The 13,904-nt window shown below is 61.5% G+C and carries 12 protein-coding genes; 9 read left to right on the top strand and 3 right to left on the bottom strand.

What is annotated here, in order from left to right; genetic code table 11:
* Window positions 1-246 precede the first annotated feature (246 nt).
* Genes E4P01_RS19410 through E4P01_RS19400 form a run of 3 tightly spaced genes read right to left on the bottom strand, consistent with a single transcriptional unit; the run spans window position 247 to window position 5,199 of the window.
* Entirely contained in the window at window positions 247-2,148 is a 1,902-nt protein-coding gene (locus E4P01_RS19410; RefSeq protein ID WP_078820726.1) for an ATP-binding protein, read from the bottom strand.
* Window positions 2,145-3,074 carry an ABC transporter substrate-binding protein gene (locus E4P01_RS19405; protein WP_078820727.1) on the bottom strand — a complete coding sequence of 310 codons (930 nt, stop codon included), beginning with the start codon at window positions 3,072-3,074 and terminating at the stop codon, window positions 2,145-2,147. Before E4P01_RS19405 ends, E4P01_RS19410 begins: the two co-directional genes overlap by 4 nt.
* Window position 3,075: 1 nt before the next feature.
* Window positions 3,076-5,199 carry a TonB-dependent receptor gene (locus E4P01_RS19400; protein WP_005786612.1) on the bottom strand — a complete coding sequence of 708 codons (2,124 nt, stop codon included), beginning with the start codon at window positions 5,197-5,199 and terminating at the stop codon, window positions 3,076-3,078.
* A 195-nt stretch (window positions 5,200-5,394) separates the two neighbouring features.
* Between E4P01_RS19400 and E4P01_RS19395 the strand changes: the two genes are divergently transcribed.
* From E4P01_RS19395 to E4P01_RS19355, 9 genes are all read left to right on the top strand, one after another.
* Complete coding sequence (locus tag E4P01_RS19395; protein WP_005786614.1) at window positions 5,395-6,420, top strand: NAD(P)H-dependent glycerol-3-phosphate dehydrogenase; 1,026 nt, start codon at window positions 5,395-5,397, stop codon at window positions 6,418-6,420.
* A 10-nt stretch (window positions 6,421-6,430) separates the two neighbouring features.
* Window positions 6,431-6,778 carry a DUF4389 domain-containing protein gene (locus E4P01_RS19390; RefSeq protein ID WP_032877083.1) on the top strand — a complete coding sequence of 116 codons (348 nt, stop codon included), beginning with the start codon at window positions 6,431-6,433 and terminating at the stop codon, window positions 6,776-6,778.
* Window positions 6,775-7,230, top strand: coding sequence for a phosphohistidine phosphatase SixA (gene sixA, locus E4P01_RS19385; RefSeq protein ID WP_032877082.1), 456 nt, complete (start codon window positions 6,775-6,777; stop codon window positions 7,228-7,230). Before E4P01_RS19390 ends, sixA begins: the two co-directional genes overlap by 4 nt.
* A gap of 591 nt (window positions 7,231-7,821) precedes the next feature.
* Window positions 7,822-9,471 (top strand): AMP-binding protein, encoded by a 1,650-nt coding sequence (locus E4P01_RS19380; protein ID WP_032877081.1) that lies wholly within the window; start codon window positions 7,822-7,824, stop codon window positions 9,469-9,471.
* A 30-nt stretch (window positions 9,472-9,501) separates the two neighbouring features.
* Window positions 9,502-9,945, top strand: coding sequence for a hotdog fold thioesterase (locus E4P01_RS19375; protein ID WP_078820736.1), 444 nt, complete (start codon window positions 9,502-9,504; stop codon window positions 9,943-9,945).
* Between the two features lie 97 nt (window positions 9,946-10,042).
* Window positions 10,043-10,846, top strand: a complete 804-nt coding sequence (locus E4P01_RS19370; protein ID WP_078820737.1) for an alpha/beta hydrolase — start codon at window positions 10,043-10,045, stop codon at window positions 10,844-10,846.
* The gene (locus E4P01_RS19365; RefSeq protein ID WP_216090967.1) at window positions 10,843-11,697 is read left to right on the top strand and encodes an alpha/beta fold hydrolase; all 855 of its coding nucleotides are present in this window, start codon (window positions 10,843-10,845) and stop codon (window positions 11,695-11,697) included. Before E4P01_RS19370 ends, E4P01_RS19365 begins: the two co-directional genes overlap by 4 nt.
* Window positions 11,698-11,799: 102 nt before the next feature.
* Window positions 11,800-12,618, top strand: coding sequence for a DUF4892 domain-containing protein (locus E4P01_RS19360; RefSeq protein WP_148852271.1), 819 nt, complete (start codon window positions 11,800-11,802; stop codon window positions 12,616-12,618).
* A gap of 72 nt (window positions 12,619-12,690) precedes the next feature.
* Window positions 12,691-13,755: an AI-2E family transporter gene (locus E4P01_RS19355; protein WP_005786630.1), complete on the top strand. Its 1,065-nt coding sequence runs from the start codon at window positions 12,691-12,693 to the stop codon at window positions 13,753-13,755.
* The last annotated feature ends 149 nt before the right edge of the window (window positions 13,756-13,904 follow it).

Genomic DNA, 13,904 nt, shown 5'->3' with positions numbered 1-13,904 from the left:
AGCTCCTCAATAATCCCATGCGGCTGGGTTGGGCAAATCTTCCCGAACCGAATGAAGCGTTCATGCCTCATAGCGGCAGCCTACACATAGACTATTGCGTTGTAGTGAAAGTCACAGCGGCAAGGCACTCAATGTACACTTGTTCACTGAAATTTTAAACCGGGCCTGTTTATCGGCCCGTTCGGGTGCCTAAGACTGCCGCACTTTCGTCTTTCACGCCAGTCGCAGTTGGTTGATGGCGCGGCGCTATTGCACCCAGCGTTGCAGGATTTGCTGCAAATCCGTGCGTTTGAACGGCTTGGCCAGGTAATCGTTCATTCCGGCTGCCAGACAGGCTTCGCGGTCGCCCTGCAAGGCATTGGCCGTCAGGGCGATGATCGGCAGATCGGCGCAGCCAGGCAGTTGGCGAATCTGGCGAGTGGCTTCGTAGCCGTCGATCAATGGCAGCCGGCAATCCATCAGGATAGCAGTGAAGATCAGGCTCTCGGCGCTGCGGATCGCCTCGGCGCCGTCGGTGGCCAGGCTGACTTCAAAGCCCAGGCTGCGCAGCATTGCTTCGACCACTGTACGGTTGACCGGGTTGTCTTCCACCAGCAATACGTGGCGTCCTTCGCCGGCACTGGCCTTGCCGAGGGCGTCGGGCGTAATGGCCTGTACTTGTTGCTGATCGATGGCCAGCGGGATTTCCAGGGTAAACACCGAGCCCCGGCCTTCTTCGCTTTGGGCCCGCAAGGTGCCACCCATGCGTTCGGCCAGGGTGCGGGCGATGGGCAAGCCCAGGCCAGTCCCGCCGTAGCGTCTGGAAATGGAGCTGTCGGCCTGCTGGAACGCATCGAACATCAGCTCCAGGCGTTCGGCGCAAATACCGATACCGCTGTCGCGCACGGTGCAGGTGAACCACACCAGTTCGTGGTCCAGGGTTTGCCAATGGGGCTCGACGGTCACGCTGCCGCGTTCGGTAAATTTCAACGCATTACCTATCAGGTTTACCAGGATCTGCCGGATCCGCGTCGGATCGCCTCGCACCCGCAGGGCCTCCATGCCCGCAGGAATCGGCAGCTCCAGGCTCAGCCCGCGTTGCTGGGCACTGTGCTGGAAGGCTTGGGCGCAACTGTTGATCAGGTCGGCAAGGTTGAACGCAATATGTTCCAGTTCCAGGGCGGCGCGCTCAATGCGTGAGAAGTCGAGGATGTCGTTGATCACCTTGAGCAGGTGCTCGGTGGACTCGGAGGCCAGCGCCGCGTACTCGGTCTGTTCGGCAGTCATGTCGGTGGTTTCCAGCAGTTGCAACATGCCCAGCACGCCGTTCATGGGCGTGCGCAGTTCATGGCTCATCATCGCCAGGAAATCCGATTTGGCATTGTTCGCGCGCTCGGCCTCCTCGCGGGTCTGGATCAACTGGGCCATGGCTTGTTGCTGCTCGCGACTGGCCTGGTTCAGGCCTTCGGCCAGGTTGTTGATATGCCGCGAAAGGTCACCCAGCTCCGAGTCATCGACAATCGGTAGCGGGGTTTTGTAATCGCCTTGCTGGATAGCCTTGACCGCATGGCCCATCGCGCTTATTGGTTGCGACAGGCTTGCCGCCAGGCGTCGTGCCAGCAGGAAGGTAAACAGCAAGGCGAACAGCGCCAGGATCCCGGCCTTGAACAGGATTTCCTGTTGGCGCTGGCTGAACGCGTCATTGGACATGCCGACAATCACCCGCCCCAGGTAGTCGGCTCGGGGTGCCTTGGGTTCGTTGAGGTTGTCCTGGAAAAAGTCATTGTTGAGCTGGATGTGTTGCAGGCGGATTGGCGCCTGGAACACTTTCACGGACAGCGAGCGGTCATGTCTTTCCGACGGCTGCTCGACATACACCAGAATGTTTTCGGCGCTGTTCTGAATTTCCAGGAAGCGCACGTGAGGCGTGGCCAAGGTCGCACGCAGCAGCGCTTCAAGCACATCGTTGTTGCCGGAAATCACTCCATACTCAGTCGCAGGCGCCAGTTGGTTGGCGATCAATTGGCCGGTGTGGTCCAGCTCCTGGCGCAAATCCTGGATCCGTACGAAGGTAAAGAAGCTGATCAACAGCAGGGTCAACAATAACGCGGGGCCCAGGGTAATGAGCTGGGTGCGGGTGTTGATATCCCAACGGCGACGCAAGGTCATGGGCGTTTCTCTCCTTCGGCCAAGCGGGCGGCGACGGCGGTTTCATCAACCTGTTCGATACCCAGTGAGCGCGCGACTTGCGGGTTGCCCACTACTTTGAAGTGTTGCGGGTACAACGTGTGCGGCCAATTGGCCGGCGGGTGATCCAGCAGGCGGTCGAGCACGGCAAGCCAGTCGGGCTGATCGCTGTAGGTGCTGGCCAGGCTGCCGGCCCGGACAAACCCGGCATTGGGCCCTATCAGGGGCAGTTGCTGGGCGTAGCTGCTCAGCAACAGGTTCTTTACCGTTTTGGGGTTGTACAGTTGCGGGTCGTCAAGGCCGAGCAGCACATCGCTGTTCTTGAACAGGGTTTGCAGCGGGCGGCTGTCACTGGTGTTGTCCCAGAGCTGAGGCACGATTTCCAGGCCCAGGGGGGTGGCAAACCGGATCAGCTCGCGCAGCAGGAATTCACTGTCGGCACCGTAAAGCACACCGATGCGTCGTGCCTGCGGCAGGGTGTCGGCGATCAGGCGCAACTGACGCTCCAGCGGCGGGTCGCTCCATAGCAGGCTGATTTTGGCCGGGTGCGTATTACCCAGGCGTTGCCGCGCCTGCAGGCGGCTGATGCGCAGCACCAGGGTCGGCGGTCCCTGGGTATCCAGCAGGCGCCAATCGAGGCTGGGCAGGTCCAGGAGGATCAAGCGAGTGCCGGCGGGCAACTGGCTCGGTGTCGGCAAGTCCTTGAGCGGGGTGAAGCTGACCCGGTCGTCGGGGCGCTGCTGGGCAAGGGCCTGGGTGAAGGCTTGCACCCCGGCGCCGTCTTCGGCAGCCGTCAGCAGGATATCGGCACTCCACGCCGGCACCGCCAGCAGCAGGCACGCGAGCAGCACGCCACGGCGCCACAATCGTGAAAGCAGCAAGAGGGTCATCCGTGACTGATCGGCCATGTCAGAAGTCCAGCTCGGCGCTGAAGTAGAGAACGTGACGATGGTCGTAATTATTGTCGGCCCAGGTGGTGGGCTGGTCATCAAGGCGTTGCTGCAACATGCCGGCCAGCTCCACATTGGTTTTGCCCACGGCAATGCGTTTGGCTACCCGCAGGTCGACCCGTTGGAAGCGATACTGGTTAAGAGCGTCGTCGCCATAGTAGAACAGGGCGCTGGACCACCCTTGGCCCCACTCGCGCAGCCAACCGGCCGAGCCGCTGTTGCGCGCGGTTTGCGCCTTGTCCCGTGGGTTGCTGGAAGTAGCGTCGACATAAGCGTAGGTCAGGCGCAGGCGGTCGGTGTTGCTCATGCGCCAGTCGAACTGTGATTCGGCACCGGTAAAGCGCGAGCTGTTGGCGTTGCTGGCGATGTATTGGTTGTTGCGCAGCGGCGAGCTGATCATGTCGGTGATTTCGTCATAGAACAGCTTCACGTCGACATTCAGCCCCAGGTCGGCAAAGAACCCGTTGTAGCCCAGTTCTCGGGAGCGCATCAACTCTTTGTCGAGGTCGCCAGGGCCGCGCGTCACGACAAAATATTGCCCGGAGTTTTGTCCGTAGGCCGGGGAGCTGAGGTTGTTGACGCGGTAGCTCCAATTGACGTTGTTCTCGAACATGTCCGGCGAGCGGATCGCCTCGGAGTAAACCGCCCGCAACCCGTGACGCGGGTTGATCAGGTAATTGACCGCCACACGCGGCGTCAGTGAGTCGCCGCTCAGGTGACTGTCTTCGTACATGGCGCCACCCTGCAGCAGCCAGTGTTCGCTGGCCCGCCATTCAAGGTGCCCGAACAGGCGCCAGGTGGTGTCGTCCAGGGTTCCATTGAAGTAGGTGTCCGAGTCGGCGCGGTCATAGCGATAGTTGATGCCGCTGACCAGGCGCAAGCTGTCGGAGAGGCTGAAGGTGTCCTGGATCTCCACGTCGTAGCGGCTTTCGCGGGTGCTTTGGTCGATATCGCCGCAGACGGTGTCCTTGCCGCCGTGGTTCTTCCATTGATCCAGCACCTGGTTGGCCAATGCCTGCTCGGCGGCGCTTCCCGGGGGTGGAGAGCCTTGGCTGTAGGTGTCCATGTGCCGCGCCAACAGTTCGGCATAGTTGGGGTTCAGTTGCCACAACTGGGTCAGCTGCGGGCTGAACGAGACCTTGGCATCACAGGCTTTCCAGACCTGTCGGCGGTCCCATTGCTGGGCTGAACCCTGGATATACAGACTGTGATCGGGATTGAAGTCGAAATTCCAGCGCAAAGAGCCAGCGTAGTCCTTGGCGACAACATCGGAATTGCTGCCGCCTTCGCTGATCCCGTCAAACACCGGGGTGTAGGTATAAGGGCGCTGATTGGTGCCTTCCTTGGCATTGAGTTGCCAGTCGATACTTTGTTGCGCGTTCAGCGTCTGGCTCACCGCCAGGCTGAAACGGTTGAGACGGCGACCGTCACGGCGGTCGGCGCCGACCGCGTCGCTGTCAAAACCGTCGTCCTGTTGCCCGGACAGGGATAAGCGCAAATCGCCGGTTTCCCAACCCACGCCCTGGCTGGCATAGAAGTCGTTGATCCCCCGTTCGCCGCGGGTGACCTTCACCCGCGAGCCCTGGCTGTTGGCGGGGGAACGGGTGAGGATATTGACCACCGCCATTAGTGCATTGGCGCCATAGCTGACGGTATTAGGGCCGCGAAATACCTCAATGCGTTCGATATCTTCCATGGCCACCGGGATATCGCTCCAGTCCACCGTGGCCAGGCCGGCGCGGTACACCGAACGCCCGTCGATCAGCACCTGCATCCGCCGCGCATCACTGGCGCTGGTGCCGTGGTAGTTGACCGACGCCTGGTTGCCGGTGGTATAGCCGACCATCATCCCGGGCACCAGGCGCAGCAGTTCGGCGATGTCCCGGGCGCCGCTGGCCTTGATCAGCTCACTGTCGATCACCGTCATGCTGCCGGGCACGGCGGCGGCCGATTGCTTGAGGCGCGTGGCGGTCAACACCTGCGGCAGCGGCTGGCTGTCGAGAAACAGATCGTCAGCCAGGGCAGGTACGCTGCACAACAGCATCAACCATAGAGATGAGCGAGGAGGAGGGCCCAGGTACACGGCACGGCCTTGTTAATGACGGATAGCCGCCCATGTTAACTGAGGTGGGGCTATTTGCCAGTCGTCGGACTTGCAATTACTTCGTACAAACGTGGCATTTTCCGACAAGTGCGCGAATTGATACGGGGGCTGGCCGCAAGCCGGGCGGCCCGTATAATGCCGCCATCGCCATTGGTATGGATTAACGGATTGCATATGACTCAACAGCGCCCTATTGCGGTCCTGGGAGGCGGAAGTTTTGGCACCGCCGTGGCTAACCTGCTGGCCGAGAACGGCCATGCCGTGCGTCAGTGGATGCGCGACCCCGAGCAGGCTGAAGCCATTCGCGTGCACCGGGAAAACCCCCGTTACCTTAAAGGCATCAAGATTCATCCAGCTGTCGAACCGGTTACCGACCTGCTGGAAACGCTCACTGCGTGCGACCTGTGCTTCGTCGCGCTGCCCTCCAGTGCGTTGCGCTCAGTGCTGGCGCCGCACGCCGAGCGCCTGGCAGGCAAGTTGCTGGTCAGCCTGACCAAAGGCATTGAGGCCCAGACCTTCAAACTGATGAGTGAAATCCTCACCGAGATTGCACCACTGGCGCGCATTGGCGTGCTGTCCGGCCCGAACCTGGCGCGGGAGGTGGCCGAACACGCCTTGACCGCCACGGTGGTCGCCAGTGAAGACGACGCCTTGTGTGAGCAGGTACAGGCCGTGCTGCATGGCCGCACCTTCCGGGTCTACGCCAGCGCCGATCGCTTTGGTGTCGAGTTGGGCGGGGCGCTGAAAAACGTCTACGCGATCATTGCCGGCATGGCCGTCGCCTTGGGCATGGGTGAAAACACCAAGAGTATGCTGATCACCCGTGCGCTGGCCGAGATGACCCGCTTTGCGGTGAACCAGGGTGCCAACCCGATGACGTTCCTGGGCCTTGCGGGCGTGGGTGACTTGATCGTCACCTGCTCATCGCCCAAAAGCCGCAACTATCAGGTAGGTTTTGCCCTGGGCCAAGGGCTGAGCCTGGAAGACGCTGTGACGCGTCTGGGTGAAGTGGCCGAAGGGGTCAACACCCTCAAGGTATTGAAGGCCAAGGCCCAGGAAGTGGGGGTGTATATGCCGCTGGTCGCCGGTTTGCACGCGATCCTGTTCGAAGGGCGCACCTTGGAGCAGGTCATCGAGTTGTTGATGCGGGCCGAGCCCAAGACCGATGTCGACTTTATTTCTACCAGTGGTTTCAACTGAGGAACGCGCCATGAACGATCCGAAAGCAGCCCCCAAATATGAGTCGATTGCCTTGCGCATTCTGTGGATGCTGGCGTTTGCGCTGGTGTGGCAGGTGGCGCAATTGCTGCTCGGCGCGTTGGTGGTGGTGCAATTGATTTACCGGCTTGTCTACGGTGCGCCGAACCTGGGCCTGATGAATTTTGGCGATAGCCTCAGCCAGTTCCTGGCGCAGATCGGCCGCTTCGGTAGCTTCCACACCGACCAAAAGCCTTGGCCGTTTGCCGATTGGCCAGCCCCGCGTGCACCCGAAGGCGAAGCCGCCCACAGCGTGCCGCCAGCACCGCACCCGGTGCGTGATGAAGAGCCAAAGCTATGAAGTTGTGGGTTTTGCGCCACGGGGAGGCCCAGGTGCACGCCCGCACGGACGCTGAACGCAATCTTACCGAGCATGGCCGTGCCGAAGTATTGCTCAGCGCTGCGCACCTGATCGGGCAGCCTCTCAGTGCCATCATCGCCAGCCCTTATGTGCGGGCGCAGCAGACGGCTCAATTGGTGCGCGGAGTTTTGGGGTTCGAGCCGGATGTGCGCACGGTGCCGTGGCTGACGCCTGATGGTGATGTTCAGCAGGTGCTGAGGGAACTTGATACTGATGACAACGTGTTGCTGGTCAGCCATCAGCCTTTGGTGGGCAGTTTGATCAGCTTTTTGCAGCATGGGCATCAGCGCCAGCCACAGCCGATGTATACGGCCAGCCTGGCGGAGCTTGAGGGGGATTTTCCGCTGGCGGGTTTGATGAGTCTGGTGGGGGTGAAGAATCCCGAGGCATAAGGGGCGAGGCTGGGCCTGTGGCGAGGGAGCTTGCTCCCGTGACGACCTGCCAATCGACGCTTGTCTGCCCGACACTCCATGATCCAACTGTGGGAGCGGGCTTGCTCGCGAAGGCGGCCTTGTAGCCGACGGGGGGCTTGGATCAGACCGAGTACATATCCATTGCTGCGGTAACGGCTGATATTGGTTCCGCTCTTACAGCGGGTCACTTTCGAAAAGCCGGAATGCCGGCCCAGGCGAAAGTAACCAAAGCGCTCTTGCGCCACCACTCGGCACCTCGCCTGGGCTCGGTGTGCCCGTAATCCGCCATGGATTTGGGGGGCCGCCGCCACGCGCCATCCATGGCGCGGGGCGGCTAAACCGGCATCCCTGCCGGTTTACCCCCCAAATCCCTGTCGAATTCCGGCCAGCGTGGTTTGACGGGGCGCCTGAGATCAAAAGCAGATCAAGAGCAAGAGCGGCTCGCTTCGCATCGTGGTTACGGTTGGCTGTTCTGTGTTCCCTGAGAAATGGTTGGCTTTGTGTGTGCTATACAGTCAGCCAAGCAAGTGCTTGGTTGGCTGTATCTCGGATCACAAAGGAGCGCGTCCCATGCCCGTCGCTTTTCGTTTGCCGTTGCAGGTCTTCTTCGAGCGTGAAGCGCGGCACCCGCGTAAGGTTTTTCTGGTGCAGCCCATTGACGGTGGCGAGGTGCAGACCCTCACCTGGGGCGATGTCGGCCACCAGGCCCGGTGCGCTGCCCACTGGTTGCGTGCACGTGACTTGCCCCAAGGTTCGCACATCGCCCTGATCTCGAAAAACTGCGCACACTGGATCATCGCCGACCTGGCGATCTGGATGGCCGGGCACGTTTCGGTGCCGCTTTATCCCAACCTCACCGCTGACTCTGTCGCCCATGTGCTGACCCATTCCGAGGCGGCGTTGGCGTTGATCGGCAAGCTCGATGACTGGCCGGCAATGGCGCCGGGTGTGCCAGCGGGTGTGCCAACCATTAGCCTGCCGCTGTGCCCGGCGGGGACGTTCGATTTCAGCTGGGCGGACCTGCAAGCCTGCTCACCGATCCAGGACCACCCCGAACCCCTTGGCTCGACACTGGCCACCATCGTCTACACCTCCGGGACGACCGGTTTGCCGAAGGGTGTGATGCAAACGTTCGGGGCACTGGGCTTCGCTGCCACCCGCGGCACCGAGTTGTTCGGCCTGGGGGAGGGCGATCGGTTGCTGTCCTACCTGCCGCTGTGCCACGTCGCCGAACGCATGTTTGTGGAAATGGCGGCGATCTACACCGGGCAAACCGTATTTTTTGCGCAAAACCTGGATACCTTCCTGCAAGATTTGCGCAGGGCACGGCCGACGGCCTTGTTTGGCGTGCCACGTATCTGGACCAGGTTCCAGTTGGGTGTCTACGCCAAGATCCCGGAAAAACGCCTCGACACCCTGTTACGCCTGCCTTTTATCGGCAAGCGCGTCGGTCATAAAGTGCTCGCGGGACTGGGGCTGGATGCACTGCGTATTGCCCTGTCCGGTGCGGCACCCGTGCCCGAGGCGTTGCTGGGTTGGTATCAGCGCCTTGGCCTGGACGTGCTGGAGGTGTACGGCATGAGCGAAAACTGCGGCTATTCCCATGTGTGCCGCCCCGGTGCACAGACGCTGGGTTGGATTGGCCTGCCCTGCCCAGGCGTAGAAGTGCGCATCGACCCATCAGGCGAAGTGCAGGTACGCAGCGGCGCGACCATGCTGGGCTACTTCAAGGACCCGCAAAAAACCGCTGAGACCCTTACCGAAGATGGCTTCCTGCGTACCGGCGACAAGGGTGAGCAGGACGCAGACGGTCGTCTGCGCTTGACCGGGCGCCTCAAGGAGATTTTCAAGACCAGCAAAGGCAAATACGTGGCCCCGGCGCCGATTGAAAATCGCCTGGCCGAACATGCACGCATCGAACAGGTGTGTGTAGTCGGCGAGGGGCTTGGCGCACCGATCGGGCTATGCGTGTTGTCGGCACAGGGCCAAGCCCGCCAAACGCTTGAAACCCACCTTGACCACTGGCTGGCACAGGTCAACGCCGGGCTGGATAAACATGAGCGCTTGCGCCAATTGGTGGTGGTGAAAGACAACTGGGCGGTGGAAAACGGCTTTCTCACGCCGACCTTGAAGATCAAGCGCAACGTGATCGAGTCGACGTACGGGCCACATTTGCACACTTGGAGCGAGCGCGCTGAAACCGTTCTGTGGCAGGATTAGGATCGTAATAAAACCAACAAGGACAACCCTATGAGCCTGTGGCGCACCCAACCGAATATCGAACAACTCAACGCGATCCAGAAAAACACCATCGGTGAGTTGCTCGATATTCGTTTCGAAAGCTTCGACGAGCACTCCCTCACTGCCAGCATGGTGGTCGATCACCGCACCCATCAGCCCTACGGCCTGCTGCATGGTGGCGCCTCGGTGGTGTTGGCCGAGAGCGTCGGCTCCATGGCTGCTTACCTGTGCATCGACGCCAGCAAGTTTTATTGCGTGGGCCTTGAGGTCAATGCCAACCACCTGCGTGGCGTGCGCAGCGGGCGGGTGACGGCGGTGGCCAAGGCCATTCATATCGGGCGCACTACACAGGTATGGGATATCCGCCTGAGCAGCGATGATGGCAAGGCCAGTTGCGTCTCGCGCCTGACCATGGCCGTGGTGCCGCTGGGCGAAAACCCGCCGGCACGATAGGCGTGGCGTGAGTGTCATCATTCCTGGCAGTTACAGTCATTGCTGTAGGCGGCCGGTATGGTGACAATCAACCTCTGTTTTTATCGATGGAACCTGTATGTCGCAGCACGTGTTTTTTACCCACGCCAATGGCTTCCCTTCGGCCACCTACGGCAAGCTGTTTGCCGCGCTGGCCCCGGAATATACGGTGGCGCATCTGCCCCAGCACGGTCACGACCCCAGGTTCCCGGTGGATGATAACTGGCAGAACCTGGTGGACGAGTTGATCCACCACCTTGAGCAACAGCCGGAACCCGTGTGGGGCGTCGGCCATTCCCTCGGTGGCGTGCTGCATTTGTACGCGGCCATGCGTTGCCCGCAGTTGTACCGTGGCGTGGTGATGTTGGATTCGCCGGTGCTCACCCGTGCCGACCGCTGGGTGATCCGCGCCGCCAAGCGCTTTGGTTTTATCGATCGACTGACACCGGCAGGACGTACCCTTGGCCGGCGTGAAGAATTCACCGACCTGGACACCGCACGCAGCTACTTCGCCGGCAAAACCCTGTTTCGTGGCTTCGACCCCGAATGCTTTGACGCGTATTTGGAGCATGGCTTGCAGCAAGTCGGCGACCGCCTGCGCCTGCGCTTCGACCCGGCCACCGAAATCAGCATCTACCGGGGCGTGCCGCACACCAGCCCGGGCCAGGTACGCCAGCTGAAAGTGCCACTGGCCGTGGTGCGTGGTCGCCAGAGCCGAGTGGTCATGCGTCACCATGCCAGCGGCGTCGGCCGCTTGCCCATGGGCGAAATGCTCACTATGCCAGGCGGTCATATGTTCCCCCTCGAACGCCCCCAGGACACGGCTGCCTTGATCAAGAACCTGTTCGCCCGCTGGCAAGCCCGCGAGCGCAGTTGCGCATGAGTACACCGGTCGAAGAGGTTCGCCTGAGCCTGGGGCATATCGAATTGGCCGCGCACCTGTTCGGGCCCGAGGATGGCCTGCCAGTGATTGCCCTGCATGGCTGGCTGGACAACGCCAACAGTTTTGCGCGCCTGGCGCCGAAGCTGCACGGGTTGCGCATCATCGCTCTGGATATGGCTGGGCACGGGCATTCGGCCCATCGCCCGGCAGGCGCCGGTTACGCCTTGTGGGATTATGTCTACGACGTGCTGCAGGTGGCCGAACAACTGGGGTTGAAACGTTTTGCATTACTTGGCCACTCCCTGGGCGCCATCGTCTCGCTGGTGTTGGCCGGGGCGCTGCCGGAGCGAGTGACGCACCTGGGTTTGATCGACGGTGTGATCCCGCCGACCGCCAGCGGCGAGAATGCAGCCGAGCGTCTGGGCATGGCCTTGCAGGCGCAACTGAACCTGCAGGACAAGCGCAAGCCGGTCTACAACACCCTCGAAAAAGCGGTTGAAGCGCGAATGAAGGGCGTGGTGGCGGTCAGTCGTGAAGCGGCGCAACTGCTGGCCCAGCGCGGTTTGATGCCGGTACCGGACGGTTACACCTGGCGCAGCGACAGTCGCCTGACCCTGGCATCGCCGATGCGTCTGACCGATGAACAGGCCATGGCTTTTGTGCGTCGCGTCAGTTGCCCGGCGCAGTTGGTGGTGGCGGCTGACGGCATGTTGGCGAAACATGCTGAATTGCTTTCTCAGCTACCCTTCAGCGTTACTACGCTGCCAGGTGGCCATCATTTGCACCTGAATGATGAGTCCGGCGCCGCTCTTGTTGCAGACTGTTTCAATCGGTTCTTCTCCACGCCTTGACTTGGCGGGGTCAACTGCCGAGGCTGGGCGGATTGAAAGGGAGTCAACCATGAACACACTCAACATCGCTGTGACCTCCATTGGCCAGGGCCTATCGATCCGATGAGCCTGGGTAAAGGATGTATCCGTGCCCTTGGCCTTTGCTGTTTCAGCCCCCTGGTGTTTGCCGCCGATGTGCCAGGCAGCCAGGATTTACCTGCCGTGTCCCGCCAGGTTGACGCGCAAATTGTCGACTATCGCCCCGCTGAAGAGAAGGAACGCATCTACCCCATGGGCGCGATCCGCAAGATCAGCGGCCAGTTGCGTTACGAAGGCCAGGCCACCGCGCGCGGCCAGGCCACTGCAATCACCTATGAATTGCCCGCGGAGCACAGCTCCAGCGCCGCCTTTACTGCAACGCGCGAAGCTTTGCAGGCCAAGGGCGCGCAGCTGTTGTTCTGGTGCCAGGCCCGCGATTGCGGCGAGAGCAGCCTGTGGGCCAATGAAGTGTTCGGCAACGCCAAGCTGGTGGGGGCCGACGGCCAGCAGGAATACCTGCTACTGCGCCTGGCCGCCCCGCAGAACAACTCGCTGGTCGCGCTGTACGGCATTACTCGCGGCAACCGACGCGCTTACCTGCATGTGGAGCAACTCGATGCCAGCGCGCCCTTGGGCGATCTGCTACCCACCTCGGCCACCCTGCTGCGAGAGCTCAAAAGCACGGGCGAGCTGGATCTCCCTGCATTGGCCGCCGAGCCTGATGACACCTGGCTGACCTTGATTTCCCGTGGGTTGAACCTTGATACCACCTTGCGCGTGAGCCTGACCGGCCCGAAAGCCGAGGCCTGGCGCCAGGCCCTGGTCGACAAGGGCGTACGCGCCGCACGCCTGGAAACCGGCAGCGGTGACGCTAAGGGTTTGCACCTGCATCTGATACGCTGACCATTACAAGGCGAACGGACCCGTGCCGTTCGCCTAAGCTCTCTTCCTACAGCCTTATTCTCGAGATACCCGATGCTCAATAACGATCGCCTGCTGGTGCAAATCCTGCTGCTGGTGCTGTTTGGCGCCAGCTTCTGGGTCATGGCGCCGTTCTGGTCGGCGCTGTTCTGGGGCGCGGTGCTGGCGTTTGCCAGTTGGCCGCTGATGCGTTTGCTCACTCGCTGGCTGGGCGGGCGGGAGTCTCTGGCCGCCGGCATCCTGACCTTGGGCTGGATGCTGCTGGTGGCGGTGCCGCTGGTATGGCTGGGGTTCAACCTGGCCGACCATGTGCGCGATGCGGTGGCGCTGATTAAAGACATTCAGGTCGACGGCTTGCCCGAGGCGCCGACCTGGTTGGGCTCGATCCCGTTCGTCGGCGAGCGCCTGGTGGCGATGTGGGACAGCATTGACCAACAAGGCGCGGCGCTGATGGTCAGCATCAAGCCGTACCTCGGCCAGGTCGGCAACTGGTTGCTGGCACGCAGTGCGCAAATTGGCGGCGGTATTCTTGAGCTGACCCTGAGCCTGGTCTTCGTGTTCTTTTTCTACCGTGATGGGCCGCGCCTGGCGATGTTTGTGCACCGTCTGCTGGAACGGCTGATCGGTGAACGTGCCGGCTATTACATCGAGCTGGTGGCCGGTACGGTGCAGCGGGTGGTCAATGGTGTGATCGGCACTGCGGCGGCCCAGGCCTTGCTGGCGCTGATCGGCTTCCTGATCGCCGGCGTGCCGGGTGCGCTGGTGCTGGGTATTGTTACCTTCCTGCTCAGCCTGATCCCCATGGGCCCGCCGCTGGTGTGGATTCCGGCCACGGCCTGGCTGGCGTGGAAGGGTGACTACACCTATGCGGTGTTCCTTGGGGTATGGGGTACGTTTGTGATCAGCGGTGTGGACAACGTGCTCAAGCCGTATCTGATCAGTCGTGGCGGTAACCTGCCGTTGGTGATTGTGCTGCTGGGGGTGTTTGGGGGGTTGATCGCCTTTGGCTTTATCGGGCTGTTTATCGGGCCGACGCTGCTGGCGGTGGCGTACAGCCTGTTGACGGACTGGAGCGCTACCCAGGCGCAAGTGCGTCGTGACGACAAGCCGTGTAATTGAGGGGCTAGGCATCAGGATGTGATGTGACGCGGCACCTGTGGGAGGGGGCTTGCTCCCGATGGCGGCCTCAGGGCCGGCCAGGATGCTGGATCCGACTGAGTACATATCCGTTATTTGGGTAACGGCTGATATTGGTTCCGCTTTTACAG

Source organism: Pseudomonas sp. NCIMB 10586, assembly GCF_023127895.1.
GTDB lineage: Bacteria > Pseudomonadota > Gammaproteobacteria > Pseudomonadales > Pseudomonadaceae > Aquipseudomonas > Aquipseudomonas synxantha_A.
Note: the sequence above shows the minus strand (reverse complement) of the source record. Positions and strands in the feature narration are given on the sequence as shown.

Coding starts and splice junctions, on each gene's coding strand:
- E4P01_RS19360 (WP_148852271.1), top strand. CDS start 11,800: ATGAGCCTGGGTAAAGGATGTATCCGTGCCCTTGGCCTTTGCTGTTTC.
- sixA (WP_032877082.1), top strand. CDS start 6,775: ATGAAGTTGTGGGTTTTGCGCCACGGGGAGGCCCAGGTGCACGCCCGC.
- E4P01_RS19395 (WP_005786614.1), top strand. CDS start 5,395: ATGACTCAACAGCGCCCTATTGCGGTCCTGGGAGGCGGAAGTTTTGGC.
- E4P01_RS19390 (WP_032877083.1), top strand. CDS start 6,431: ATGAACGATCCGAAAGCAGCCCCCAAATATGAGTCGATTGCCTTGCGC.
- E4P01_RS19355 (WP_005786630.1), top strand. CDS start 12,691: ATGCTCAATAACGATCGCCTGCTGGTGCAAATCCTGCTGCTGGTGCTG.
- E4P01_RS19410 (WP_078820726.1), bottom strand. CDS start 2,148: ATGACCTTGCGTCGCCGTTGGGATATCAACACCCGCACCCAGCTCATT.
- E4P01_RS19365 (WP_216090967.1), top strand. CDS start 10,843: ATGAGTACACCGGTCGAAGAGGTTCGCCTGAGCCTGGGGCATATCGAA.
- E4P01_RS19380 (WP_032877081.1), top strand. CDS start 7,822: ATGCCCGTCGCTTTTCGTTTGCCGTTGCAGGTCTTCTTCGAGCGTGAA.
- E4P01_RS19405 (WP_078820727.1), bottom strand. CDS start 3,074: ATGGCCGATCAGTCACGGATGACCCTCTTGCTGCTTTCACGATTGTGG.
- E4P01_RS19370 (WP_078820737.1), top strand. CDS start 10,043: ATGTCGCAGCACGTGTTTTTTACCCACGCCAATGGCTTCCCTTCGGCC.
- E4P01_RS19375 (WP_078820736.1), top strand. CDS start 9,502: ATGAGCCTGTGGCGCACCCAACCGAATATCGAACAACTCAACGCGATC.